This is a genomic window from Saccharopolyspora sp. NPDC002578 (assembly GCF_053592695.1).
On the sequence record NZ_JBSFWJ010000045.1, the window covers coordinates 12857 to 37655 of the forward strand.

A 24799-nucleotide genomic window follows, 5' to 3' on the forward strand; every position below is an offset into this window, starting at 1 on the left:
GCCCCTGGCTTGTGCCAAGGGCGATCAGTGTTTTCCGGTCGGGTTTCCGGGCTCCCTGCTCAGCGGCGTGGGGCTTGGGATCGGGCCTGGGGCAGGTCCGGGTCCGGGTCCTCGGTGGGGAAGTGCATCGCCGACGGGTCGGCGGAGCCTCCTGGTCCGGCGGGCGGCGGTGGGCCGGAGCCGGGTGCGAAGCCGGGTGGCGGCATCGTCGCCGGTCCGGGGAACGACGGCGGGGGCTGCTGGGACTGCGGTTTGCCGCGCAGCACGTCGACGTGCTCCGAACCGGGGCGGGACATCACCCAGCTCGATCCGGTCAGCGCCTTCGCGTCCTGCTTGAGCGGCGCCAGCATCCGCGACACCTCGTCGTAGGTGCTCACGGTGCTCTGCGTGCACACCAGCGTCGCCAGCGACAGCGTCACCCGCACCCCACCGGCCTCCCGCTCCGGATCGAGCAGCAGTTCCGACAGCGGCACCAGATCGTCCAGGTCGGCCACCAGCAGGAAGTCGTCCCCGCCGACGTGCCCCACGGTCACCGAGGTCAGCGAGGTGGCCGCATCGGTCAGCACCCGCCCGATCGTGCGGATGAGGTCGTCGCCCGCGGAGAACCCGACGCTGTCGTTGACGGACTTGAAGCCGTCGATGTCCAGCCAGCTCACCGCGAACACGTCACCGGCGGCGATGCGCCTGCCGACGTCCCTGGCGATGGCGTCGCTGCCGGGCAGCCGCGTCAGCGGGTTCAGCGCCGCGGCCTCCTCCACCTTCAGGTCCGCCATGCCGCGGATGAGGTGCCCGGCGCGCACCGCGCCCAAGCAGCGGCCGGCCTCGTCGACGACGATCGCGTCGTCGTACATCCGGTACTGGTCGGAGCGGGTGACCAGGCTCAACGCCTCCATGGCGGTGGTCGCGGTGGTGACCATCCGCGGTTCGTCCGCGAGCCGCGAGGCGGGCCGCTTCGCGTGCAGCGCGTGCCCGTACGGGCCGGTGACGGCGAGCAGGAACCGGTTGCGGTCGATGGTGAACTGCGGGCGGTTGTGCTCGTCGACCAGCACCACGCCGCTGATCTCGGGGTGGTCGGCGAGGACGCCGCGCACCTTGTCCGCGGTCGCGTCGACCGACAGCAGGGTGGCGGGGGAGAGGAACTCGGTGACGCGCGGCCCGGCCGCGAGCGTGTTCACCGGCTGCCCGGACGGGTCGGTGACCTCGGCGGCCACTCCCGGAACGGTGATCGTCGTCGGTGGCCGGCGCGCGGCCGGGGCCAGCAGGTTGCCCTGCACCAGCCGCACCCCGGTGCGCCGCAGCGCCGAGAGCTGCCGGTCGTTCTCCACGCCTTCGGCGACGAGGTCCGCGTTCGCGGCCTCGCACAGGTGCCGCACCGATTCGAGCACCGCGCGCCGCGGCGCCGAATCCGGCAGACCGCTGACCACGCCGCGGTCCAGCTTGACCATGCCGGGTTCCATGTCCGCGATCAGCGTCAGCGGCACGTCGCCGTCACCGACGCCGTCCACGGCGATCTGGAACCCGTCCGACTTGAGGGACTGCACGCCTTCGACCAGCTGGACGGGGTCCAGCCGCGCGAACGGCGGACCGATCTCCAAGGTCACTTCCTGCTCGCGGCGGCCCACTTCGCGCAACCGGTCCAGCACCAGTTGGAGCCGGGGCAGGTCGTGGGTGACGGTGCCGCCGAAGATGTTCAGGTGCAGGGGTAACAGCGTCTCGTGATCCGCGGCCGCGGTGATCGCGGCCCGAGCCAGTTCGATGTCGAGCTCGGTGAGCTTGCGGTGCCGTGCGGCCTCCCGGAACAGGTCATGGACGTCCCCACCGGTGGGCCGGGCGAGCGCTTCCACCGCGACGATGGCACCGGTCTTCACGTTGATCAGGGGCTGGAACGCGAAGCGCACTTCGTTGACCAGCGCGAGCACGGGGTCGATGCTGCCTGCACTCATGGCTCTCCATCGAGCGGGTTCACGACCTGTTCACCGACATCTCAGCTGCTCCTCGCCTGGGGACGACGGGCATTGCCGACCGCCAACCTAGCGCGCCCACCGGGGCCGGAGCACACAACTCGCCCACCCGTTGTGGGAACTCACACAACGTCCTGACGTGCTGCTCGTCCGCGTCCGGCGGGTCAGAGGCCGCCGAAGCCGTGCTGCGCCTCGCCGCCACCGGGACCGAAACCGCCCGCGACCAGCCTGCGCCGGACGGGCCAAGGGGCTCGGCGGAACAGCGCCGTCATCACCGCCGCCGTCCGGGCGGGGTCGTGATCGGCCGCGAGGAACGCGGCCTGGTCGGCCTCCGGGAGGGAGAAGAACACCTCGAAGAAGTCCGGCACCAGCGACGGCGGGAACGTGAGCAGCGCGCGCAGCGCACGCCTGCGCAGGGCGTGCGTCGCCATCGCGCGCGGGGGCCACAAGATCGACCAGGCGGCCTTCGCGGCCTTGGCCGGGCCGGAGGTCAGCCCCGCGCTCAGCGCTCCCGCCACCCAAGGGGCCTGCCGCAGCGCGGACGCCACGCTGAAACCGCTGGCCGGGTGCACCAGCCCGCCCGAGGCGCCGAACGGCACCACCCGGCCGGGCAGCGGGATCGGGTCGTCCACCGGGAACCGCACCCGCTCCTCGGCGGCGTCGTCGGGCACGGTGATCCCGGCCGCGGCGAGCCGCCCGTGCAACCGCCTGCGCAGCAGCGTCAGCGGCATCGCGGGCCGCCGGGCCAGCGAGGTCTCCTCCAGCAGCACCTGCCCGGAACCGAACCGGACGCAGTACAGGAACGTCGGCCAGCCGCCGCGGGTGTCGGGCGCGGAACGCCAGTCCATGAACACCCCGGACCCCTCCGGGCACAGCGGTTGCACCGCCGCCGAATCCAGCACGACGCCCACCGCGGACTGCTGCGCCGCAGTCCGGGACGGGCGGCCCCCGGAGAGCACCCGCGCGGCACCGGTGGCGTCGATGACGGTGGCCGCCGCGAGCCTCCGGCCGTCCTTGAGGTGCACCGTCGAACCGGTGGGACCGTGCTCGGCGCCCACGACGCGGCCGGTGACGTCCTGCACGTCGGGGCGCCACAGGTGCTTCCACAGCGCGGAGTTGTCCAGCACCGCGTACGGCCTGGCCAGCTCGTGCGGGGAGGTACCGAAGGTGCGCATGCTGGCCGTCACGGACCCCAGCGCCGAGTGCGGCACCGCCGCGGGCAGCTCGTCGAGCCACGAGCCGTAGGTGTGCGGCCAGCCCCGGCGCGGCGCCGGATCCACCACGGTCGTGGCCAGTCCGGTGTCGGCGCACGCCGCCGCCACCGCCCGGCCCGCGGGCCCCGCCCCCACGATGAGCACGTCCACCACGCGAGCATCAGATCACGGCGGGTGCGGGTGCCGCCGCACGGCCGGGCGGCGCTAACGTGCCGGACATGCGAACCGATCCGCCGGTCGAGCGAACCTCCCGCCGCAGCGACCCCCTCCGCAACGGTCGCCCGGCGTCGGATCTGGCGACGAGCCCGTTCCGGGCGGATCGGGACCGGGTGTCGAGCTCGGCGTTCTTCGCGCGCCTCGGCGGCGTGACGCAGGTCGTGAGCCCCAGCGGCTCCGGAATGCTGCTGCACAACCGGCTCACGCACAGCTTGAAGGTGGCGCAGGTGGCGCGGGCCATCGGCGAGCGGCTGCGCGCGGAACCCGACGCGGCGGCCGCGATGGACGAGCTCGGCGGGTGCGACCTGGACGTCGTGGAGGCCGCCGGGCTGGCTCACGACCTCGGGCATCCGCCGTTCGGGCACCTCGGCGAGACCGTGCTGGACCGGATCGCGCGCGTCGACTACGGCTTGCGGGACGGCTTCGAGGGCAACGCCCAGTCGTTCCGCATCGTCAGCTCGATCGACGTGCGCGGCGACCCCGGCGGATCCGGCGACGGGCTCGACCTCACCGCGGCGGTGCGCGGGGCGCTGCTGAAGTACCCCTGGACGCGGCTGCACCGCCCGTCCCCGCACCCGCGCGACCTGCGGGTGCCGCCGCGCGGGGCGTCGGAGCCGGACGAGGCGCCGGGCACCGGGTCGGCGAAGTTCTCCTGCTACGTCACCGAGCTCGACGACATGCGCGACTGCCGTTCGGCGTTCCGCGGCCTGGTGGAGAGCTGGCAGCAGACCGTCGAGGCGTCCGTGATGGACACCGCCGACGACATCGCCTACGCCATCCACGACCTGGAGGACTTCCACCGGGTCGGCATCCTGCAGCACACCACCGTGTCGAACGAGCTCGTCGAGTGGCTCGCCCACCAGGTGCAGCTGGCCGCGCTGGGCGACGCCGAGCTCGCCCGCACCGAGCACCTGGCGGGCCGGTCGCTGGAGCGGCTGCGGCGCAGGCTGCACGCGAAGGACTCCTGGATCGCCTCCGACGAGGCCTTCACCCAGGCGGTGCGGAAGGTCCTCGACGAGCTGGTGACGAAGCTGCTGCGAGCTCCGTTCGACCGCTCGAAGCAGGCCGAGCAGGCGGTGGCGGTGTTCTCCGGCGAGTGGACCCGCAGGCTGGTCGAAGGGGTGCGCGTCGAGCGGCGGCCGACGGTGCGCTCGGGTCACGTGTCGCTGGGGCCCGAGCAGTGGCACGAGGTGCAGGTGCTGAAGTTCGTGCACCGCCGCTTCGTGCTGCAGCGGCCGGACCTGGCGCTGCATCAGCGCGGCCAGGACCGCCTGCTGACGAAGCTGGTCACGGCGCTGGACTCGTGGCTGATCGACCGCAGCGAGGCGGCGCGGCTGCCGCACCGGCTCCGCGACCTGTTCGACCGGGCGCGCGAGGAGTTCGGCAGGCTGCGCTCGACGGATCCCGTCGCGCTCGCGCCCGACGGCGACGAGATCAGCGGTGAAGACCTGGAGCGCCGCGCCCGCGGCCGGGCGGTGATCGACTTCGTCGCCTCGCTCACCGATGACCAGGCCGCCTCCTTGCTGGAAGCCCTTTCCGGCCGGACCACGCGGCTGTTCTCGGAGATCTCCATCTGAGGTCCGGTCACGTCCGGGCGGGGGCGGGATCGTCGGTGAGGCCCTTGCGGAACGTCTCGGCCAGCAGGTAGCTGGAGCCGAACGAGATCAGGCACAGCACCACCACGTACCCGGCGATGGCCATCGACGACCCGGTCCAGCCGTAGAGGGCGGTGCAGATCATCGGCGCCAGCCCGCCGCCGAGGATCGCCGCGAGCTGGTAGGCCAGCGAAGCGCCGCTGTAGCGGAAGCGGGTGCTGAACAGTTCGGAGAAGTACGCCGACTGCGGCCCGTACACCGCGGTCCGGCACACCTGCACGACGATCCCGCCGAGCAGGAACAGCATGATCGAACCGCTGTCGACCAGCAGGAAGTACGGCACCGCGAACACCGCCAGCCCGGCCATGCCCGCCATCGACATGCCGCGGCGCCCGATGCGGTCCGACAGCAGGCCGAACGCCAGCATCAGCGGGATGTCGACGAAGCTCAGCAGTGCGTTCGCGTTCAGGATCGAGGTCCGCTCGTAGCCGAGGGTGTTCGTCGTGTAGGCGACGATCCAGGTGGTGCCCACGTAGAAGGTCGCGTTCGTGGCGAGGAAGGACCCGGCGGCCAGCGCCACGACGCGCGGGTGTTCGCGCAGCACGTCGAGCACCGGGGTGCGGGTGTGGTGCTGCCGCTGCGCGGCCCGCTGGAACACGGGGCTCTCGCTGATCCGCAGCCGGATGACGAACCCGACGATGATGAGCAGCGCGCTGCACAGGAACGGCACCCGCCAGCCCCAGGCGAGGAATTCGGCCTCGGTCAGGCCCGCCGACAGCGCGGAGAACGTGAGGTTGCCCAGCAACAACCCGGCGGGCACGCCGATCTGCGGCCAGCTGCCGTAGAAGCCGCGCCGGTGCTCCGGGGCGTGTTCCACGGCCATCAGCGCCGCGCCGCCCCATTCGCCGCCGACGCCGATCCCTTGGGCGAACCGCAGCACCGTGAGCAGCAGCGGAGCGGCCACGCCGATCGTGTCGTAGGTCGGCAGCACGCCCATCAGGACGGTCGCCAGCCCCATCAGCAGCAGGGAGGCGACCAGCACGGGTTTGCGGCCGTGGCGATCACCGAGGTGCGCGAACAGGACGCCGCCCAGCGGCCGGGCGATGAACCCGACCGCGAACGTCGCGAAGGAGGCCACGGTGCCCGCGACCGGTTCGAACTCGGGGAAGAACAACCGGTTGAACACGAGCGCGGCGGCGGTTCCGTAGATGAAGAAATCGAACCACTCGATGGTCGTGCCGATCAGGCCGGCCGCAGCGACCCGGCGGGCGCTGGAGGGAGGAGGAGCCATCGCGACGCGCCCTTCGGGTGGTGTGTCCCAGATAACTAACGCTGTAAGTCCGAGCACGTTAATGAGGCGGCGACCGCCGGGGCAAGGGTGCGAACGGAAAAAATCCGGCACTGCGCCGAATGCCCGCCGCCGCGAGCGCACCCGCGTGCTGGGATGGGGGCATGCGAGGCAGGGAACTGGCCGGCGGTGGACGCGCGGTCCCGGTGCCACCGGAGCGGCTGGCGGGCTGGTTCGAGCGGTTCGGCACCCGCCACGGCGGCATCGCGCGCACCGAACTCGCCGCGCGCCGCGTGGCGGTCACCGCCACCGACGGCGCCACCGCGGTCGTGGAGGTGCCGTTCGAGCAGCTGCCCGGCCCGCACGGTGAGCACCCCGGTCTCGCGGTCGGCCCGCTGGTCGAGCACGTGCGCGTGCCGCGGCGGATCGGACTGGTGCTGGTGCGCCTCGGCGCGCACAGCGTCGGGATCGCCCGCGCGGGCACCGTCGAGGTCTCCTCCACCGACCGGCACCTCGTGCACGGCCGGAACAAGGCGGGCGGGCAGTCCCAGCAGCGGTTCGCCCGGCGCCGCGAAGGCCAGGCGCGGCGCTCGCTGGAATCCGCCGCCGCCGACGTCGCGCGCGTGCTGCTGCCCGAACGCGACCGGCTCGACGCCGTGGTGCTCGGCGGCGACCGCCGGGCGCTGGAGGCGTTGCGCGCCGAACCGAAGCTGCGCGACCTGCTGGCCGGTGCCGAACCCCGCGTGCTCGACGTGCCCGAGCCCCGCCGATCGATCCTCGACGACGCCGCCGAACGCGCGATCGCCGTCGAGGTCCGCATCCACGAAGCGTGACGACCGGTCGCTCGTGGCGGAGTGCACGCCGGTGACGAGGGACCGACCGCTACACTGGGGACGTGGTGAGCAAGCGCGCAACGAAGAAGTGCGCGGCGAAACTCCGCCTGCGAGGGCCGCGCACAACCGTCTCCGCTGATTAGCGGCGACGTTCTCGGCCCATCCGATTCCGGCCGTCACCGGCCAGCGGTGGGCTTTTTCGTGAACTCGCTCGACCACTACGTCTTCGGAGCCTTCCTTGATCTCTGCCACGGGCCTTGAACTGCGCGCGGGTTCGCGCATCCTGCTCTCCGGCGCCACGCTGCGCGTGCAGCCCGGTGACCGCGTCGGCCTCGTCGGCCGCAACGGTGCGGGCAAGACGACGACGCTGCGCGTGCTCGCCGGGGAAGGCGAGCCCTACGCCGGTGAGCTCATCCGCCGCGGCGAACTCGGCTACCTGCCGCAGGACCCGCGCGAAGGGGACCTGTCGGTCTCCGCGAAGGAGCGGGTGCTCTCCGCCCGCGGCCTCGACAAGCTGCTGCGCGACATGGAGAAGGCGCAGACCGAGATGGCCGAGCTGGCCGACGACCGCCAGCGGGACAAGGCCATCAACCGCTACGGCAAGCTGGAGGAGCGGTTCTCCGCTCGCGGCGGCTACGCGGCCGAGAGCGAAGCGGGCCGGATCTGCTCCAACCTCGGGTTGGCCGATCGCATCCTCGAACAGCCGCTGCAGACGCTCTCCGGTGGTCAGCGCAGGCGCGTCGAGCTCGCCCGCATCCTGTTCGCCGCCTCCGAAGCGGGCCCCGGCGGCAGGTCGGCGACGACGCTGCTGCTCGACGAGCCGACGAACCACCTCGACGCCGACTCCATCAACTGGCTGCGCGAGTTCCTGCGCTCCCACGACGGCGGGCTCGTGGTCATCAGCCACGACGTGGAACTGCTGGCCGACGTGGTGAACAAGGTCTGGTTCCTGGACGCGGTCCGGGGCGAGGCCGACGTCTACAACATGGACTGGAAGCGCTACCAGGAAGCGCGGGCCTCCGACGAGAAGCGCCGCCGCCGGGAACGCGCCAACGCGGAGAAGAAGGCCTCCGTGCTCATGGCGCAGGCCGACAAGATGCGCGCCAAGGCCACCAAGGCCGTCGCCGCGCAGAACATGGCCCGCCGCGCGGAGAAGCTCGTCAACGACCTGGAGGACGAGCAGGTCGACGACAAGGTCGCGAAGATCCGCTTCCCCGACCCCGCGCCTTGCGGGCGGACCCCGCTGACCGCGAGCGGGCTGTCGAAGTCCTACGGCTCGCTGGAGATCTTCAGCGGCGTCGACCTGGCGATCGACCGGGGCGCCAAGGTCGTGGTGCTCGGCCTCAACGGCGCGGGCAAGACGACACTGCTGCGGCTGCTCGGCGGCATGGAAGAAGCCGACGCGGGCGCCATGGTCCCCGGTCACGGCCTGCGCGTGGGCTACTACGCGCAGGAGCACGAGACCCTCGACCACGACGCCAGCGTGTGGTCGAACATCCGCAGCGCCGCCCCCGACACCCCCGAGCAGCAGCTGCGCACCCTGCTCGGCACCTTCCTGTTCCGAGGTGAGCAGCTCGACCAGCCCGCCGGCACGCTCTCCGGCGGCGAGAAGACCCGGCTGGCGCTCGCGGGCCTGGTTTCCAGCGCGGCGAACGTGCTGCTGCTGGACGAACCGACGAACAACCTCGACCCCGCCAGCCGCGAACAGGTCCTCGATGCGCTGCGCAGTTTCAGCGGAGCGGTCGTCCTCGTCACGCACGATCCCGGTGCCGTGGAGGCGTTGGAGCCGGAACGGGTGATCCTGTTGCCCGACGGGACCGAGGACCACTGGTCGGCTGATTACTTGGAGCTAGTGCAACTCGCCTGACGAGTGGTTTTTCCCACCCCGCGGCTCATGTAACGGATCATGACCTGCTGCGACGGGCGGTCGTCACCGTCGGCGACCGGCAGCTGATCTCTCTCCGTAACAACGCTCTGAACAGCGAAAATGCTGTGGGATGGCGGTCTTCACCGCCGGATGTCGCGAGACGGCTAGACCGATCGGTCGAGCGCATTCCGGTGATCGCAGCCTCTCGATCTCAACCGTTGGGCGATCTTTTTGCATGATCGCCTGGCGTTTACGGCCGTCCTGTTCGATCATTGCGACGACAGGGGTCGCGAGCGGCCCGACCTGTTCGGAGGGAAGGCGGGGACACTGTGGCTGACCTGAAGAAGGGTGCGCGAATTACAGGGAGCGCCCGGGACAAGCTTGCCAGTGACCTGAAGAAGAAATACGAGAAGGGAGCGAGCATTCGCGCCCTTGCCGAGGCGACCGGGCGTTCCTACGGGTTCGTGCACCGGGTGCTGAGCGAGTCGGGCGTGCAGCTGCGCGGCCGTGGGGGTGCGACGCGTACCAAGAAGAAGTGACTCGGCGGGCATGATCGGTTCGATGCGGTCCGTTTTCGACCGGCGGGTAACGTCTTGCGCGATTCCCGTCCGGTCAACGCAGAACTGATGGAGGCCCGCTTGGAGCAGTCGAGGATGGACGCCGACCTTCTGGACCGTGGCGGTGTGGGGCTCACGGTCCAGGGTCGGCGCGCCACCATCACACTCGATCGCCCGGACAAGCTCAACGCGCAGACGCCGGTGACGTGGGCGGCGCTGCGCGAGATCGGCCAGTCCCTGGACCCGGAAGTGCGGGTCGTGGTGGTGCGCGGGCGGGGGCGCGCGTTCTCCGCCGGACTGGACAAGAGGTTGTTCGGGGTCGATGACGTCGACGGTGCGCCCGGCCTGATGTCGCTGGTGCAGCGTCCCACCGAAGAGGCCGACGCCGACATCGCCACCTTCCAGCAGGGGTTCAGCTGGTTGCGCGAGCCGGATCGGGTCACCATCGCGGCCGTGCAGGGACATGCCATCGGCGCGGGGTTCCAGCTCGCACTGGCCTGCGACCTGCGCGTGCTCACCGAGGACGCGAAGCTGCGGATGGCCGAGACCGGGCTGGGCCTGGTCCCGGACCTCGGCGGCACGCTGCCGCTGGTGCGCGCCGTCGGCTACTCGCGCGCGGTGGAGATCTGCGTGACAGGCAGGGACGTGACGGCCGAGGAGGCGCAGCGCATCGGCCTGGCGAACTCGGTGGTCGCCGCCGACGAACTGGACTCCGCGGTGGACCGCTTCGTGGAAGCGGTGAGCGCGCCGCCGGAGGGCGCGGTGCGGGAAACGCTGGCGCTGCTGGCCCAGGCCGACGAGGTCGTGGATCCGGAGCAGCAGCTCGCCGCGGAACGCGCCGCGCAGATCCGCCGGATCGCGGAGCTCGCAGGACTTCTCGGCGGCTGAGCCGCCGCGCTCGATCTTCAACTCGAAGCCGGTCCCGCTGGTCGCGGGACCGGCTTCGCTGTGTCGGATCAGGTCAGGCCCGGAACGCGGGCTCCGTAGTGCGCGAGGTTGGCCTTGTTCGCCTCGTCGCCGCCGATGGTGTTGGCGCTGCGCCACACCGGGAGCTCCACGCCCTCCCGCTTCGCCGCGTCGTGCAGCTCCACCAGCAGCATGTTCCACAGGTAGGCGTTGGCCAGCGAGGACAGCGGCGCGGTGACGGGCGCGGCGGGCGGATAGCTGGCGTCGCCGCCGGGGACCAGCGTGTCCAGCACGATCCCGGCCTGCGCCGCGAGCGTGGTGCCCGCCCGCAGCGGGGCGTCCGCGCTGGCCAGCGGGGAGGTGATCGCGATGACCGCGGAGCCCGTGGCCGAGGCGGTGGCGGCGAGCTCGACGGGGTACGGGTTCACCCCGGAGTTGGAGAACACGACCAGCGCGTCCCGGCCGCCGCGGAACGCGGCCTCGTCGAGCACTCGTGCGGCCAGTCCGCTGGTGCGTTCGGTGGCGGTCGAGGCCACCGCTCCGTGCAGCGGCAGCAGGTCCGGGTGGTAGAGCGGGCGCACCGCGGCGAGGCCGCCGGCCCGGTAGAAGGACTCCATGACCCCGGCGAGCGAGTGCCCGGCACCGGCGGTGAACACCAGGCCGTCCTCGCGCACGCAGCCGAGCAGCGCTCGCGCGGCGTCGCGCAGCGCGGCCGCGTTGTGCTCGCCGATCTTGCGCAGGTGGGCGAGGGTCGGTTCGGCGTGGTGCGGTCCGGTCACGGCCGGTGTCGGCGCCGCGGCCGGTGCAGCGGGCGCCGCGGTGTCGGTTCGGCCGGTGTCGGGATTGTCGGGCATGCGTGGACTCCTGGGTGCGAACTGCGGAACTCTGCAGGTCTATACCAGTTGCGGGTGCGGCGGCAACCGACGATTTCCGCGCGGCTCGTCGTCGTGTTGATCGCGAGGCGGTGATCACTCTCGCGCTACAATGATTACTCTGTGGTGTCAGTCTGGAGGGCGGCTGCCGCTCGGGACCGGCACCAGGGGAGAGACGTGTCGACGCAGGATCACAGGGGTTGCATGCCGCAGCGTAGGAATCGTCGGGTCCAGCTCGCCGACGCCGCGATCGAGGTGCTGGCGCGGGAAGGGGGTCGTGGCCTCACCCATCGGGCGGTGGACCGCGAAGCCGGTTTCCCCGAGGGGACCACCAAGAACTACCACGCCAGCCGCGACTCCCTGTACGTCGCGGTCGCACGGCGGATGGCCGATCAGCACACCGCGGCGATGCGCCGGTTGCGCGAGGGGATGCCGGACGGGGTGTCCGCCGCGGACGTGCGCACGCTGTACGTGGCGATGCTGCACCGGATGTCGACCTCGGCCCGCTCGCAGTTCCTGGCGCTGTTCGAGCTGCAGCTGGAAGGGGTGCGCAACCCGCAGGTCCGCGCCGCACTCGGCGAGATGACCTTGGCCGGGGTGGACTCGGCGGTGACCTTGCACGCCGCGGTGGGCGAGCCGATCTCGGCTCGCGGCGGCGGGCTGCTGGAGGCGGGGATGATGGGCGTCGCGATGTCGATGCTGAGCCTGCCCGACGACGTGGTGGGCCGGATCGGTTTCGGCGACCCGGAGTCGCTGGGCCGGTCGTTGCTGGGCATGGCCGCCGAAGCGGAACCCGCGGACGGGTTGTTGCGCGGACAGGCCAGCTGACCTTCCGCCGAGCAGGTGAACGGACCGCTCGTCCCACTGGGACGGCCGGTCCGTTCGTGCTCGCGCCGCTGTTCGCGGGAGTGCGCTGAGCTGCGGTTTCGCGGTCGGCGGCGGGGAAGTGGCCGCGCTGTGAGATCACAAGATCACGACAGGTAGTCTTCGTTCTCCCGGTACCGCTGTCCGCGCGCGCCGAGCGGGTTGGCATCATGACCGGCGGCGTGTCCATGCGAGAACAGCAGAATCGACTCCCGTGGGGTGCAACGAAGGCATGTCGAATCCGCCTCTGCAAGACGGCCCGGTCGAACCTCTGGCGGTCGTGTTCGCCCGCCTCACCGACGTTCCGCTGGACCAGGTGGACAAGCTGATCGAGTCCACCAACGCCGTCTACGGCGAGCTCAACAAGATCCACGGCCATCCGTACTGGGGTGAGCTGGTGCTGCACCAGGGCGCCGCGATCAAGGCCTTGCGCGAAGCGCGGGAATGCCTGGACGCGCTGCGTTCGGAGGCCGTGGGGGCGCGCAACACCGAGCTCGGCGTCACCGTCGCCACCGCGGTCGTCGACGGCGAGCGCCACTACGCGACGACCTCCGACGACAAGGCCGCCCTGGTGGAGAAGGTGCTGCGGCCGCCGACAGCGGGCGCGGCCGCGCACCTCTACGTGTGGGACCGGCCGTACGAGAGCGACGAGATCGCCGGGCCGTACCAGCAGCTGCGGGTCGTGACCGATCCGGAGGCCGAGGCCGGGGTGCTCAACTACACCGAGGAGTCCGAGGAGGGCGACCTCACCTCCTGGCACACCCGCAACGCCGAGCCGCTGCCGGACGCGCCGAAGCTGCGATTCGACACGGGCAGCGCGCTGCTGTTCCCGAAGGACTCCGTGCTGCCGTTCCGCGCCTTGCGCGCCGGGCTGATGGAGTACGTCGTCGACGGTGCCCGCCCGGAGGCGCTGCAGTGGCAGCAGGCCCGCTGGGGCGAGCACTGACGTTTCTCGTCGTTGGGCTCTTTTTGCTTTGGTGGTCGGGTGGCGGAACCTCAGCTGTCTTCTCGCTGCGGGATCTTTTTCCCGAGTGGCTCCGCCACGAGGGAAAAAGCTGTCCTCGCGAGAAGCCACCTGAGAACCCGCCGGTGGTCGTTTTTTCGACGTGGGCTATGTGCTTCGCACATACAGGCACGGCCTTCGGCCGCGAGGCTGGCTTTGCTTCGCTTGCCCTTCGTGGGTTTCGGTACCGGGGTCGGGCAAGATCAAGGACTGCGTTGATCGTGCAGGTGGGCGCCGTTGGGGGCGGTGTTGCGTAACGGTTGGGTACACACTCCGTGAGCGGTCCTGCGGCGCGGCCGGTGGAGCATTGACGAAACGCACCCGGGGATGGTTCTTTCTCCTCACTTCTGGAGAAGGGTGGGTGCTTCGTGGGACGGAGAATCCTCGTTGCGCTGGTCGTCGTGGCCGGGTTGCTCGTGCCGAACGCCGCCGTCGCGCAGCCCGCGACGGGTGGTGCGGCGAAGCTGCGCGTCGCGGTGCCGCAGCAGATCGACTCGCTCAACCCGTTCCTCGGTTACTTGCAGGCGTCCACCGACCTGTTCCGGCTGATCTACCCGACGCTGACGACCTACAGCCCGCAGGACTTCTCGGTCACCCCGGAGCTGGCCGAGAGCTGGGAGACCTCGCCGGACAAGCTGACCTGGACCTTCCACATCCGTCCCGGCGTGCAGTGGACCGACGGCCGGCCGGTGACGGCGCGGGACGCGGCCTACACCTACGACCGGATGATGCACGACCCCGCCGCGGCCACCGCGAACGGCAACTTCGTGGAGAACTTCGAGTCGGTCGCCGCGCCCGACGAGAGCACCTTGGTGATCCGCACCAAGACGCCGCAGGCGACGATGCTGGCGATCGACGCGCCGATCGTGCCCGAGCACGTGTGGTCGCAGGTCGAGGACGTGGCCGGATTCGCCAACGACCGGATGCCGGTGGTGGGCTCCGGGCCGTTCGAGCTCACCGAGTACGAACCGGAGCAGTACGCCACGCTGCGCGCGAACCCGCGGTTCTGGCGGGGACCGGCGAAGATCTCCGAGCTGCAGTTCGTGCAGTTCAAGAACACCGACGCCTCGGTGCAAGCGCTGCGCAAGGGCGAGGTGGACGTCGCGCAGAAGCTCACCCCCGCGCAGTTCGACGCGCTGGCCGGCGAGCCCGACGTCGCGCAGGTCCAGGGCCAGGGGCGCCGGTTCTTCGAGATGCTGATCAACCCGGGCGCGGCCAACAGCGCGGGCGCCCCCATCGGCACCGGTCACCCGGCGCTGCGGGACGTGCGGGTGCGCCGCGCGATCGACCAGGCCATCGACAAGCAGGCCCTGGTGGACCGGGTGCTCACCGGCTACGGGCAGGTCGGCGGCGGCTACCTGCCGCCGATCTTCGACGACTACCACTGGGCGCCGCAGCAACCGCGCCGGTTCGACCCGGCCGCGGCCAACGCGCAGCTCGACGAGGCCGGATATCGCCGCGGACCCGACGGGATCCGCCGCACACCGCAGGGTGAACCGCTGAACCTCGGGTTCATGCTGCACGCGAGCACCTCCGCCGACGCGCAGGTCGGCGAGTTCGTGAAGCGCTGGCTCGCCGACGTCGGCATCGCCGTGGAGCTCGAACCGGTTTCCGACAACCAGGTCAACGACCGCACCACCGCGGGGGACTTCGACCTGGCGATCTCCGGCTGGTCGGCGAACCCGGATCCGGACTACGTGCTGCGGCTGCAGACCTGCGGCTCCCGGCCCAGCCCGGAAGGCGGCGGCACGCCCGACTCGTTCCTGTGCGACCAGGTCTACGACGACCTCTACGCGCGCCAGCTCGGCGAGTTCGACCCCGCGAAGCGGATCGACCTGGTCAAGCGGGCGCAGCAGCGGTTCTACGACCAGGCGACCGCATCGGTGCTGTACTACCAGAACTCGCTGGAGGCCCACCGCAGCGATCGCTACAGCGGGTTCACCACCCAACCCGCGGCCGAAGGGGTCATCACCGGGCAGCAGGGCTACTGGGGCTACTACGGCGCGCAACCCACCCCGGCCGCGATGAACTCGCAGGACACCGACTACGGAACGGCCGCGCTGGTGCTGGTCGGGGTGGTCGTGGTCGCCGGTGCGGTGATCGTGCTGGTGGTGCGGCGCAGGCGAGCCACCGTCGACGAACGGGAGTGACGCATGGCCGACGTGACGGTCGAGGAACGCGCGGAGCACGTCCGCTCCGGCGGCGGCTGGCCCGGCTACCTGGCGCGCAAGCTCGGTGGCGGGCTGGTGAGCGTGTTCCTCGTGGCGGTGCTCGGGTTCTTCCTGTTCCGGGTGCTGCCCGGAGACCCGGTGCGCACCATGACGCGCGGCGCCCCGGTCTCGGCGGAGCAGCTCGAGCAGCTGCGGCAGCGGTTCGGGCTGGACCAGCCGCTGTGGAAGCAGTTCGTGGACTTCCTCGGCGCACTGCTGCGCGGTGATCTCGGCACCTCCTACACCTACAGCCGGCCGGTGGCGGAGCTGATCGCCGAGCGGTTCTGGCCGACGGTGCTGCTGGTGGGCACGGCGACGGTGCTGGCGGTCGTGCTCGGGTTGTGGATCGGCACGCGCGCGGCGTGGCGGCACGGCAGCGGATTCGACAAGGCCTCGACGTCGATCGCGCTCACCCTGTGGTCGGTGCCGACGTTCTGGCTCGGGCTGATCGTGCTCATGGTGTTCGGCGTCGGGGTCGGCCCGATCCCCGGCCTGTTCCCGGTCGGCGGCATGTCCTCGCCGGACACCCCGGCGGAGCTGATCCCGCAGGTGCTGGACGTGGCGCGGCACCTGGTGCTGCCGTCGCTGACGATGGTCGCGGTGATCTACGCGCAGTACCTGATGGTGATGCGCTCCTCGCTGCTGGAGGAGATGGGCGCCGACTACCTCACCACGGCCCGCGCGAAGGGCCTGCGGGAGGACCTGGTGCGGCGCAGGCACGCGGTGCCGAACGCGCTGCTGCCGACCGTGACGCTGATCTTCCTGCACCTGGGGCTGGTGGTCGGCGGCGCGATCACGGTGGAGACGGTGTACTCGTGGCCCGGTCTGGGGCTGCTGACCTTCGAGGCGTTGCGCGTGCCGGACCTGCCGCTGCTGCAGGGCACGTTCATCGTGCTGGCGGGGAGTGTGATCGTGATGAACGTGGTGGCGGACCTGCTCTACCGGGTCCTGGACCCCAGGGTGCGTGCGGCATGACGGCCACCGAGCCCGTGACCCCGGAGGAATCGCCCGCGCCGACGGCGGCGCAGCTCGTGCGGGCCCGGCGCCGGGCCGCCGCGGCCGAGTCGTGGCGGGTGTTCCGCGCCGACCGCGGCGGCGCGATCGGCCTGGTGCTGCTGGTGCTGATCGCCGCGCTGGCGCTGCTGGCGCCGCTGCTGACCGACCAGACGGGGCTGGACGTCACGAAGGTGACCGGCGAGGGGCTGCAGCCGCCGAGCGCGGCGAACTGGCTGGGCACCGACGAGTCGGGACGTTCCGTGCTGCTGCTGACCTGGTGGGGCGCGCGGGTGTCGCTGCTGGTCGGGCTGGCCGCGGCGGTGCTGTCGGTGGTGATCGGCACCGTCGTGGGCGTGCTCGCCGCGCACTTCGGCGGCTGGACCTCGACGGTGCTGATGCGGTTCACGGACTTCTTCCTGGTGCTGCCCGCGCTGGTGCTGGCGATCGCGCTGTCCACGGTGCTCGCGCGCGGGCTGCCGACGATCGTGCTCGCGATCGGCGTGACCTCGTGGCCGACGACGGCCCGGCTGGTGCGGGCGCAGACGTTGACGGTGGAGGCGCGGCCCTACATCGAGCGGGCGAAGGTGCTCGGCGGCGGGCATCGCCACGTCATCGGCAGGCACGTGCTGCCCGCGGTGCTGCCGCTGGTGTTCGCGAACACCACGTTGTCGGTGGCCAGCGCGATCATCATGGAGTCCACGCTGTCGTTCCTCGGCCTCGGCGATCCGAGCCGGGTGTCGTGGGGCTCGATGCTGAAGTCGGCCATGGACACGGGCGCGGTCACCGGCGGCGCCTGGTGGTACCTGCTGCCGCCGGGCATCGGGATCGTGCTGGTGGTGCTGAGCTTCACGCTGTGCGGAAGGGCGATGGAAGCGGTGTTCAACCCGAGGCTGCGGGAGAAGCGATGAGCCCGATCCTGACCTTGCGGGAGACGTCGATCTCCTACCGCAGCGCCGACGGGCTGGTGCCCGCGGTGCGCGACGTGGACCTGGAGCTGGAGGCGGGGGACACCCTCGGCCTCGCCGGGGAGTCCGGTTGCGGCAAGACGACGCTGGCGATGTCGGTGCTGCGCCTGCTGCCGCGTTCGGCGGTGCTCGGCGGTGACGTGCTGCTCGACGGGAAGGACGTGCGGAGCCTGTCGTTCGGGCAGCTGCGCGCGGCCCGGTGGGCGACGGCGTCGGTGGTGTTCCAGGGCGCGATGCACGCGCTGAACCCGGTGCGCACGGTCGGTGCCCAGATCGCGGAGCCGATGCGGCTGCACGGCACGGCTTCCGGTGACCTGACCGGCCGGGTCGCGGAGTTGCTGGAATCGGTGGAGCTGCCCGCGAGCCGCGCCGACGCGTACCCGCACGAGCTCTCCGGCGGTCAGAAGCAGCGCGTGATGATCGCGATGGCGCTGGCCTGCGAACCGCGGTTGATCATCGCCGACGAGCCGACTACCGCGCTGGACGTGGTCGTGCAGGCCCAGGTGCTGGCGCTGCTGGGCAGGCTGGTCGCGGAGCGGGGCATCGCGCTGCTGATGATCAGCCACGACCTGTCGGTGCTGGCGGCGAGCTGCTCCCGCATCGCGGTGATGCAGGACGGCCGCATCGTCGAGCAGGGGCCGTCGCGGCAGGTCATGGGCTCGCCGGAGCACGAGCACAGCCGCGCGCTGGCGGACGCGTTCCCCACCGTCGGCGATCCGAAGTTCCGCCTGGTCGATCCGTCGCAGCGCGCCGGGGAGGCGTTGCTGGCGGCGCAGGACGTGTCGGTGAGCTTCCCGGCCCGCTCCGGACCGCCGGTGCGGGCGGTGCGCGGCGTGGACCTGGAGGTCGGTGCGGACGAGATCGTCGCCCTCGTCGGTCAGTCCGGCTCGGGCAAGACGACGCTGGCGCGCACGCTGCTCGGCCTGCAGCAGCCCACGTCGGGTTCGGTCCGCTTCGACGGGAAGGTGCTGCCCGCCACCAGCGCGGGCCTGCGCGAGTACCGGCGGCAGGTGCAGCTGGTGCTGCAGGACCCGACCGGCGCGCTCAACCCGCGCAACACCGTCTACGAGGCGGTGGCGGAGGGGCTGCGCATCCACGGCGACGTCGCCGACGAGGCCGCGAAGGTGACCGAGGCGCTGGAGGCCGCCGAGCTGCGGCCCGCGTCGAAGTTCCTGTCGCGGTTCCCGCACGAGCTCTCCGGTGGTCAGCGGCAGCGCGTGGTGATCGCCGGGGCGCTGGTGCTGGCGCCGCAGGTCCTCGTCGCGGACGAGCCGGTGGCGTCGCTGGACGCGACGGTGCGCGGCGAGATCTTGGCGCTGCTGCTGCGGTTGCGCGTCGAACGCGGACTGTCCACTTTGGTCATCACGCACGATCTGGGGCTGGCGTGGAACATCGCCGACCGGGTGGCGGTGATGTACCAGGGCGAGATCGTGGAGCTCGGCACGGTGGAGCAGGTCCTGCTCGATCCCCAGCACGAGTACACGAAGACGCTGCTCGCCGCCGTGCCGTCCTTGGACCGGCGACCGGCTGGCTGAGAGGCCGGAGCGTCCGCCTGAGAAGTCGATCCCGCGGCGGGGAGGCGCCACCTGCCCGGCGAGCGCACCGAGTTCAGGCGCTCAGTCCAGCTCGTCCACGACGGCCGGGTGGCCGGGGCGGTCGACGCGGATGACGTGGTCGGCGAGGCGTTCCGGGGCGACTTCGGAGCTGTAGCGGTCGAAGGCGGGCAGCGTCCACCGGTCGGCCTCGGCCGTGTGCCGCGCGAGCGAACCCCCTGGCAGCCAGAGGTGCACCGCGCGGTCGAACGGCAGGCCCGCGCCGAGCAGCAGCGGGCCGTCCACCAGCACCACGCCGCGCTCCGGCAACCGCACCCGGTCGAGCCTGGGGGAGCGGTCGGTCACCGCGTCCCACAGCGCGGGCAGCACTTCGCCGGTACCGCCGTCGGCGAGCGGATCGAGCACCTCGCGGCGCAGTCCGGCGAGGTCGAACCAGCTCTCGTAGAACGAATCCGGATCGTCGCGGCCGTGCTCGAACCGCAGCGAAGCCGGGCGCACGTAGCCGTCCATGCCGACGCGCACCACTTCCCGGCCGCGCACCCGCAGCGGCTGCACCAGCTCGTCGGCGAAGGCGGCCGTGCCCGCCGCGGGCGCCCCGTCGATCGCGACCCGGACCCACCGCCGCCGCTCCCCGTCGATGACGTCGGCGAGCTCGCCCGTCAACTTCTCCGGAGTGATCGCCCGAACCCGCATCCCGCCGTTCTACCGGACGGCGTCGGCGCTCCGCGCCACCGGCTTCGCGAGATCACTCCGGCATGCCCATGAACCGTTCGATGGCCCGCATCTCGGCTCGGTCGTCGGAATCCGCCTCAAGGCGTGCGGCGTCGGCCGCAGCCTGATCGAGCAGGGCTTCTCTGTGCGCGCGGACCGCGTCCGAACGGCTCCGGTGGCCGGGCAAGGCTTCCCCTACGGCGTGCACTGTGCGTGGCTACATGGAACCGAGAGTAGTTGTCCATGTCGCACCTGGTCGGTCGCCGGGTCGATCTTGCCGTCGTAAGCCGTGCTTCTCGAGCGCGAAGCGGTTCAACCCACGTCGCCAGGTTGACCACCTCTCGCGAGGTACGCGGCGAAGCGACTTCGGAAATCGGTTCTGCGGCGAGCGGGCCACCGAGCTGCCCAGCCTTCGTTCCGATGCGCGGAGCTGAGCGGTTCAGCGCAGGGCCGGCTGGAGGATGCTCAGGCGCTGGGCCGCGGTGTCGAGTTCGGCGGCCACGCCGAGCGGCACGGTGCGCTGGGCGGCGCAGTGGCCGAAGCCGAGCTCCCACAGCACCGGGATGCCGAGGTCGCCGAGCAGGTTGCGCAGCACGGCCCGCACCTCCTCCAGCGGCCCGCATTCGCTCCACGAGCCGAGCGCGATGCCGCTGGCCCGGTCGAACCACCCGGCGCGCAGCAGCTGGGTCAGCGCCCGGTCCAGGCGGTACGGGTCCTCGCCGACGTCTTCCAGCAGCGCGATGCCCCGGGCGGGCGGAGCCGCCGCGTCGGGCGCGCCGAGGGAGGCGGCGAGCAGGCTCAGGTTGCCGCCGTAGGTGACGCCGGTCGCGCGCCCCGGAACCAGCGCTTCCGCTCCGCGCCTGGTCAGGATCGTCACCGATTCCGGGGCGAACAGGGTGCGGCGCAGGTGCTCGCGGGCGGGCGCGTCCTCGGAGAAGGCGCCGGTGGCGATCATCGGGCCGAACACGGTGGCCACGCCGAGCCGGGAACCGAAGGCGTCGTGCAGGGCCGTGACGTCGCTGGATCCCGCGAACACCTTGCTCTCGGCGGCTCCCATCGCCGCCCAGTCGAGGTGGTCGAGCACCCGCATGCTGCCGTAGCCGCCGCGGGCGCACAGGACGCCGTCGACCTCCGGGTCGCACCAGGCCTGCTGCAGGTCGGCGGCGCGCTCGGCGTCGCCGCCCGCGAGGTAGCGCAGCCTCGGGTGGCGTTCGCGCACGTGCTTGCCGGGCACGACCCGCAGGTCCCAGTCGCGCAGCAGGTCCAAGCCGGCGTCGAGCTGGTCGGCGGGAACGGGACCGGCGGGGGCGACCACGGCGACCGTGTCGCCGGCCCGCAGCCGTCGCGGCCGACGTCGTTCACGGGTGCTCATGGAGGGCTCCGTCCGGAGGTCCGGATCGTGGGGTGCCGCGAAGCGGCAGGAGCCGAGCGTAGCGGTCCGCCGGTGATCGGGACCGCAGCCCGCGCCGCGGCGTGTTCGCGTTCGGCGAACAGGCCCCACGAACGGATCAACGCTCGATTCGACCGCTTTCCGCGCACCTGTTCGGTGCCGATGGTGCTGCTGAGAGGGTGTGCCGGGCGGAACGGGGGACGGCTGCGCGGGCCGCGGCCCGAGTGGCTTACTGTCGAAGGTGCCATGGCTCGTGTCATCCACGTCTTCCGCCAGCCCGACCGGTTCGTAGCAGGGACCGTCGGGGAACCCGGTGAGCGCACGTTCTACCTGCAGGCCTCCGAGGATGTCCGCACGGTCAGCGTGCAGCTGGAGAAACAGCAGGTCTCGGTCCTCGCCGAACGGATCGGTGCCCTCCTGGAGGAGGTGCAGCGGCGCTTCGACGCGGAACTGCCCACGGCCCCGCCGGAGGATCTCGTCGACGCCGACCCGCTCGCGGTGCCGGTGGAGGAGGAGTTCCGCGTCGGCACGATGGGGCTCGGCTGGGACGCCGAGACCGAGGCCGTCGTCGTCGAGCTGCTCGCGGTCACCGAGGAGGAGATCGACGAGTCGGTGGTGCTCGACGACACCGAGGAAGGCCCGGACGCGGTCCGCGTCTTCCTCAGCCCGGCCGACGCCCGCGCCTTCGCGGAGCGCGCCGAGCGGGTCCTCAACGCCGGTCGCAAGCCCTGCCCGCTGTGCGGGGAACCGCTGGACCCGGAGGGGCACATCTGCCCCCGGCAGAACGGTTACCGCCGCTCAGAGGAGGACTAGCCGCCCGTGCACCCCGATGATCCGGCCGTTCGCGAGGTCCTGGCACACGGCCGCATCGAGGTCGAGGGACGGCTCGTGGAAGCCTCGAACGCCACGTTGTTCTGCTCCGTCGAGCACAACGGCGGCGCCGCCGAGTGCGTGTACAAGCCGGTGCGCGGGGAGCGGCCGCTGTGGGACTTCCCGGACGGCACGCTCGCCGGGCGCGAGGTCGGCTCGTTCCTGATCACCGAGGCGCTGGGCTGGGACCTGATTCCGCCGACGCTGCTGCGCGACGGACCGTTCGGGCCGGGCATGGTGCAGCTGTGGGTGGACACCGAGGAAGACTCGGAGCTGGTCGACCTGACCGCGCCGTCGGAGGTTCCGGACGGCTGGCGCGCGGTGCTGCGCGCGCACGACCACCACGGCGAGCCGGTGGTGCTGGCGCACTCCGACCACGAGGCGCTGCGGCGGCTCGCGGTGCTCGACATCGTGATCAACAACGCGGACCGCAAGGGCGGCCACGTGCTGCACTCGCCGCGCGGCGAGGTGTTCGGCGTGGACCACGGGGTGAGCTTGAACGCGGAGAACAAGCTGCGCACGGTCCTGTGGGGCTGGATCGGGGAGCGGCTGCCCGAGGACGCGGTCGACGCGCTGAGCCGGTTCCGCGCACTGCTGGAGGGCGATCTCGCGGCTCGGCTGGCCGAGCACGTCACGCCGAAGGAAGTGCAGGCCGTCGCCGAACGGGTCGACGCGCTGCTGGCCGCGGCGGAGTTCCCGGCCCCGTCGGGCGAGTGGCCCGCGATCCCCTGGCCCGCGTTCTGACCGTTCCCGGCGGCCGGAAAATCGGATGCACCGGGCACGTCGCTGCGCGATCATCCGGGCATGACCGCAGCCGGTGAGCAGTCCCTGGCCCGCGAGCCGTACCCGCTGCGCGGCCGGACCGCGCTGGTGACGGGCGTGAGCCGCAGGCAGGGCATCGGGTTCGCCATCGCGTCCCGGATGGCGGCCTGGGGCGCGAGCGTGTTCCTGCACCACCACCGGCCGCACGACGCCGAGCAGCCGTGGGGTGCCGATGACCTCGACGAGGTCCGCGCGGGCGTGGCCGGGCACCTGTCCGGCTCGGCGCGGATCGCCGACGCCGCCGGGGACTTGGCGGACCCGGACGAACCGGCTCGACTGGTGCGCAGGGCGGTGGCCGAGTTCGGACGGCTCGACGTGCTGGTCTGCAACCACGCCCGCAGCGGATCCGATGGTGCGCTGGGCGAACTGGACGCGGCGATGCTGGACGGGCACTGGGCGGTCAACACCCGCTCGTCGTTGTTGCTGGCGCAGGAGTTCGCCGCTCGTCACAGCGGATCCCCCGGTGGGCGGGTGGTGTTCCTGACCTCGGGGCAGCGCGCCGGTCCGATGCCCGGCGAGATCGCCTACGCGGCGGCGAAGGGCGCGCTCGCCGAGATCACCGCGACCATCGCCGAACAGCTCGCCGACGCGGGCATCACGGTGAACACGGTGAACCCGGGACCGGTGCAGACCGGGTACCTCACCGAGGCCGACTGGGCGGCGATCGGCCACATGTTCCCGTTCGGCCGCTGGGGCGAGCCGGACGACCCGGCCCGGCTGATCACCTGGCTGTGCACCGACGAGGCGCGCTGGATCACCGGCCAGGTGATCGAATCCGAGGGCGGCTTCGCCCGCTACCGCCAGCGGTGAGGGCCGCCGCAGCGGAGCGCGAAACATAGTGGTCCCGTCAATGGCGCGCCCGCGAGCGGCAGGCGAAGCGGTGAATCCGAGCCTGCCTTGCGGCGAAGCCTTGCTCGCAAGCCCGGCAGCGCTTGGCGGAGCGTCCCACCACGACCAGAGATGATCCGGCTCAGTCGTCGTTCCCGGACTCCGGGTCGTGAAACTCGGGCGATCCCGCCGGCGCAGGACCACCGGGCCCGCGGTCCCTCGGCTGCGCGTGCAGCGAGGCGCGGAACTCTCGTGGTGACATCCCGACGACGCGCCGAAAAGCGGTGCTGAAAGCGCTTTCTGACTGGTATCCGATGGTTCCCGCTATGGCGGTGAGGGAGTCCTCCGTGCGCAGTGCGGCACGCGCTAGCTGCATTCGCCATTCGATGAGGTAATCCAAAGGCGGTCTCCCCGCTCTGCTCTTGAAGTTCGCGGCGAAAGCGGACCGCGACATCATCGCGATTCCGGCGAGCTCTTCGAGCGTCCAGCGATGGCCCGGTTCAGCATGCATGGCTCGTAGCGCTGCCCCGATCCCGTCGTCGGAGACCGACGCGAGCCATCCCAGCGGCTCGTGGGACGAACCGGCGTGCGACCTCAGCATGTGCACCAGAAGGATCTGGGCCAGATGCTCGAGGACGAGGGATCGGCCCGCCTCGTGCGACTCGATCTCGTGGACGAGCAGGGTGGCGATGTTCCAGAGCAACCTCCCGCCGACATCGGCTGCTTTGACGAGCACGGCCGGGGGCAGCGATGAGAACAAGGTCGACGCGTCGGAATCCTGAAACTCGAAGTCGACGCTGCACGTGTACGTGACGGATCCGCGGGGAATCTCGGCTCTGCTCCCGGAAATCTCCTGGCGGAGCGGTCCGTTCGAGTCGCGAGCGCGGGCTGCTCCGATCGAGCTCCCGAGTCCGTACGGGGGCGGATTTCCGAGCAGGTAGAAATCGCCCGTGCTCAGGAAGAGGGGGTCCGAACCGTCGACGCACAGCCAGCACTGGCCTTCCACCACCACGCCGAGCTTGATGTGCGGAAACGGGGAGAACTGGGCTCCCCACGGGGCCGTCGCGCGCAGCGGGACGGGGGCGACGGTCCGGGGGCGTGCCAGCGCCAGAGCCTCCCGAACGGGGTCGTGCGCGTCGAGGGCGACCTCAGTTCTGGACGATCGATAAACATCGCTGGAATGCATGTTATGGACCATACGCCCGGAGGTGGGAATGATGGGTTTCCGGCGGTAAGAGCCGTCAGGCGTGAGGAGCCTGCTCATGCCGGATCGACGCG

The 24799-nt window shown here is 71.5% G+C and carries 21 protein-coding genes; 14 read left to right on the forward strand and 7 right to left on the reverse strand.

From position 1 onward, the window contains the following. Window positions 1–59: 59 nt before the first annotated feature. Together ACWD38_RS20535 and ACWD38_RS20540 are read right to left on the reverse strand one after the other, a co-directional pair. The gene (locus ACWD38_RS20535; protein ID WP_450124693.1) at window positions 60–1943 is read right to left on the reverse strand and encodes an EAL domain-containing protein; all 1884 of its coding nucleotides are present in this window, start codon (window positions 1941–1943) and stop codon (window positions 60–62) included. A gap of 182 nt (window positions 1944–2125) precedes the next feature. Next, entirely contained in the window at window positions 2126–3325 is a 1200-nt protein-coding gene (locus tag ACWD38_RS20540; protein ID WP_450124694.1) for a lycopene cyclase family protein, read from the reverse strand. A 68-nt stretch (window positions 3326–3393) separates the two neighbouring features. Between ACWD38_RS20540 and ACWD38_RS20545 the strand changes: the two genes are divergently transcribed. Next, a complete protein-coding gene (locus ACWD38_RS20545) occupies window positions 3394–4968 on the forward strand; it encodes a deoxyguanosinetriphosphate triphosphohydrolase family protein (RefSeq protein ID WP_450124695.1) in 1575 nt (524 codons plus the stop codon). A gap of 7 nt (window positions 4969–4975) precedes the next feature. On the opposite strand, the gene ACWD38_RS20550 is transcribed toward ACWD38_RS20545, so the two are convergent. Next, on the reverse strand, window positions 4976–6277 hold the full coding sequence (locus ACWD38_RS20550; RefSeq protein WP_450124696.1) for an MFS transporter: 1302 nt from the start codon (window positions 6275–6277) through the stop codon (window positions 4976–4978). A 161-nt stretch (window positions 6278–6438) separates the two neighbouring features. Here ACWD38_RS20550 and ACWD38_RS20555 point away from each other — a divergent pair, with 161 nt between their 5' ends. The 4 genes from ACWD38_RS20555 (at window position 6439) to ACWD38_RS20570 (ending at window position 10419) form a co-directional block, all read left to right on the forward strand. Further along, complete coding sequence (locus ACWD38_RS20555; RefSeq protein WP_184478246.1) at window positions 6439–7107, forward strand: acVLRF1 family peptidyl-tRNA hydrolase; 669 nt, start codon at window positions 6439–6441, stop codon at window positions 7105–7107. Window positions 7108–7345: 238 nt separating this feature from the next. Continuing rightward, a complete protein-coding gene (locus ACWD38_RS20560) occupies window positions 7346–8974 on the forward strand; it encodes an ABC-F family ATP-binding cassette domain-containing protein (RefSeq protein WP_184478247.1) in 1629 nt (542 codons plus the stop codon). Window positions 8975–9303: 329 nt separating this feature from the next. After that, window positions 9304–9513 (forward strand): helix-turn-helix domain-containing protein, encoded by a 210-nt coding sequence (locus ACWD38_RS20565; protein ID WP_009942935.1) that lies wholly within the window; start codon window positions 9304–9306, stop codon window positions 9511–9513. Between the two features lie 114 nt (window positions 9514–9627). Continuing rightward, window positions 9628–10419, forward strand: a complete 792-nt coding sequence (locus ACWD38_RS20570; RefSeq protein WP_246456719.1) for an enoyl-CoA hydratase/isomerase family protein — start codon at window positions 9628–9630, stop codon at window positions 10417–10419. Window positions 10420–10487: 68 nt separating this feature from the next. On the opposite strand, the gene ACWD38_RS20575 is transcribed toward ACWD38_RS20570, so the two are convergent. Further along, the gene (locus ACWD38_RS20575; RefSeq protein ID WP_184478248.1) at window positions 10488–11291 is read right to left on the reverse strand and encodes a sugar isomerase domain-containing protein; all 804 of its coding nucleotides are present in this window, start codon (window positions 11289–11291) and stop codon (window positions 10488–10490) included. A 222-nt stretch (window positions 11292–11513) separates the two neighbouring features. On the opposite strand from ACWD38_RS20575, the gene ACWD38_RS20580 reads away from it, so the two are divergent. The 6 genes from ACWD38_RS20580 (at window position 11514) to ACWD38_RS20605 (ending at window position 18882) form a co-directional block, all read left to right on the forward strand. Continuing rightward, on the forward strand, window positions 11514–12137 hold the full coding sequence (locus tag ACWD38_RS20580; RefSeq protein WP_184478249.1) for a TetR/AcrR family transcriptional regulator: 624 nt from the start codon (window positions 11514–11516) through the stop codon (window positions 12135–12137). Between the two features lie 268 nt (window positions 12138–12405). Then, the gene (locus ACWD38_RS20585; RefSeq protein WP_184478250.1) at window positions 12406–13119 is read left to right on the forward strand and encodes an Imm1 family immunity protein; all 714 of its coding nucleotides are present in this window, start codon (window positions 12406–12408) and stop codon (window positions 13117–13119) included. Window positions 13120–13544: 425 nt separating this feature from the next. Further along, window positions 13545–15326: an ABC transporter substrate-binding protein gene (locus tag ACWD38_RS20590; protein ID WP_450124697.1), complete on the forward strand. Its 1782-nt coding sequence runs from the start codon at window positions 13545–13547 to the stop codon at window positions 15324–15326. A 3-nt stretch (window positions 15327–15329) separates the two neighbouring features. Further along, window positions 15330–16361, forward strand: a complete 1032-nt coding sequence (locus ACWD38_RS20595) for an ABC transporter permease (RefSeq protein WP_184478252.1) — start codon at window positions 15330–15332, stop codon at window positions 16359–16361. Further along, window positions 16358–17290 (forward strand): ABC transporter permease, encoded by a 933-nt coding sequence (locus ACWD38_RS20600; RefSeq protein ID WP_184478253.1) that lies wholly within the window; start codon window positions 16358–16360, stop codon window positions 17288–17290. Before ACWD38_RS20595 ends, ACWD38_RS20600 begins: the two co-directional genes overlap by 4 nt. Then, window positions 17287–18882, forward strand: coding sequence for a dipeptide ABC transporter ATP-binding protein (locus ACWD38_RS20605; protein ID WP_450124698.1), 1596 nt, complete (start codon window positions 17287–17289; stop codon window positions 18880–18882). The genes ACWD38_RS20600 and ACWD38_RS20605 overlap by 4 nt, the downstream gene beginning before the upstream one ends. 81 nt (window positions 18883–18963) lie before the next feature. Here the strand turns inward: ACWD38_RS20605 and ACWD38_RS20610 are convergent, their stop codons facing one another. Continuing rightward, window positions 18964–19593: a nucleoside/nucleotide kinase family protein gene (locus tag ACWD38_RS20610; RefSeq protein WP_184478255.1), complete on the reverse strand. Its 630-nt coding sequence runs from the start codon at window positions 19591–19593 to the stop codon at window positions 18964–18966. A gap of 457 nt (window positions 19594–20050) precedes the next feature. After that, complete coding sequence (locus ACWD38_RS20615) at window positions 20051–20983, reverse strand: S66 peptidase family protein (protein ID WP_184478256.1); 933 nt, start codon at window positions 20981–20983, stop codon at window positions 20051–20053. Window positions 20984–21247: 264 nt separating this feature from the next. Between ACWD38_RS20615 and ACWD38_RS20620 the strand changes: the two genes are divergently transcribed. From ACWD38_RS20620 to ACWD38_RS20630, 3 genes are read left to right on the forward strand one after another with little or no spacing between them, the layout of a single operon-like run. Further along, window positions 21248–21814 carry a DUF3090 domain-containing protein gene (locus ACWD38_RS20620; RefSeq protein WP_184478257.1) on the forward strand — a complete coding sequence of 189 codons (567 nt, stop codon included), beginning with the start codon at window positions 21248–21250 and terminating at the stop codon, window positions 21812–21814. A gap of 6 nt (window positions 21815–21820) precedes the next feature. Then, complete coding sequence (locus tag ACWD38_RS20625) at window positions 21821–22615, forward strand: SCO1664 family protein (protein ID WP_450124699.1); 795 nt, start codon at window positions 21821–21823, stop codon at window positions 22613–22615. A 60-nt stretch (window positions 22616–22675) separates the two neighbouring features. Then, complete coding sequence (locus tag ACWD38_RS20630) at window positions 22676–23503, forward strand: SDR family oxidoreductase (RefSeq protein WP_450124700.1); 828 nt, start codon at window positions 22676–22678, stop codon at window positions 23501–23503. A gap of 160 nt (window positions 23504–23663) precedes the next feature. On the opposite strand, the gene ACWD38_RS20635 is transcribed toward ACWD38_RS20630, so the two are convergent. Beyond that, on the reverse strand, window positions 23664–24707 hold the full coding sequence (locus ACWD38_RS20635) for an AraC family transcriptional regulator (RefSeq protein ID WP_450124701.1): 1044 nt from the start codon (window positions 24705–24707) through the stop codon (window positions 23664–23666). Between the last annotated feature and the right edge of the window lie 92 nt (window positions 24708–24799).

Bases quoted from the DNA above. Each gene is read 5' to 3' on its own strand.
- ACWD38_RS20535 (WP_450124693.1), bottom strand. From the start codon at position 1,943: ATGAGTGCAGGCAGCATCGACCCCGTGCTCGCGCTGGTCAACGAAGTG.
- ACWD38_RS20545 (WP_450124695.1), top strand. From the start codon at position 3,394: ATGCGAACCGATCCGCCGGTCGAGCGAACCTCCCGCCGCAGCGACCCC.
- ACWD38_RS20550 (WP_450124696.1), bottom strand. From the start codon at position 6,277: ATGGCTCCTCCTCCCTCCAGCGCCCGCCGGGTCGCTGCGGCCGGCCTG.
- ACWD38_RS20555 (WP_184478246.1), top strand. From the start codon at position 6,439: ATGCGAGGCAGGGAACTGGCCGGCGGTGGACGCGCGGTCCCGGTGCCA.
- ACWD38_RS20570 (WP_246456719.1), top strand. From the start codon at position 9,628: ATGGACGCCGACCTTCTGGACCGTGGCGGTGTGGGGCTCACGGTCCAG.
- ACWD38_RS20575 (WP_184478248.1), bottom strand. From the start codon at position 11,291: ATGCCCGACAATCCCGACACCGGCCGAACCGACACCGCGGCGCCCGCT.
- ACWD38_RS20580 (WP_184478249.1), top strand. From the start codon at position 11,514: ATGCCGCAGCGTAGGAATCGTCGGGTCCAGCTCGCCGACGCCGCGATC.
- ACWD38_RS20585 (WP_184478250.1), top strand. From the start codon at position 12,406: ATGTCGAATCCGCCTCTGCAAGACGGCCCGGTCGAACCTCTGGCGGTC.
- ACWD38_RS20595 (WP_184478252.1), top strand. From the start codon at position 15,330: ATGGCCGACGTGACGGTCGAGGAACGCGCGGAGCACGTCCGCTCCGGC.
- ACWD38_RS20600 (WP_184478253.1), top strand. From the start codon at position 16,358: ATGACGGCCACCGAGCCCGTGACCCCGGAGGAATCGCCCGCGCCGACG.
- ACWD38_RS20605 (WP_450124698.1), top strand. From the start codon at position 17,287: ATGAGCCCGATCCTGACCTTGCGGGAGACGTCGATCTCCTACCGCAGC.
- ACWD38_RS20610 (WP_184478255.1), bottom strand. From the start codon at position 19,593: ATGCGGGTTCGGGCGATCACTCCGGAGAAGTTGACGGGCGAGCTCGCC.
- ACWD38_RS20615 (WP_184478256.1), bottom strand. From the start codon at position 20,983: ATGAGCACCCGTGAACGACGTCGGCCGCGACGGCTGCGGGCCGGCGAC.
- ACWD38_RS20620 (WP_184478257.1), top strand. From the start codon at position 21,248: ATGGCTCGTGTCATCCACGTCTTCCGCCAGCCCGACCGGTTCGTAGCA.
- ACWD38_RS20630 (WP_450124700.1), top strand. From the start codon at position 22,676: ATGACCGCAGCCGGTGAGCAGTCCCTGGCCCGCGAGCCGTACCCGCTG.
- ACWD38_RS20635 (WP_450124701.1), bottom strand. From the start codon at position 24,707: ATGCATTCCAGCGATGTTTATCGATCGTCCAGAACTGAGGTCGCCCTC.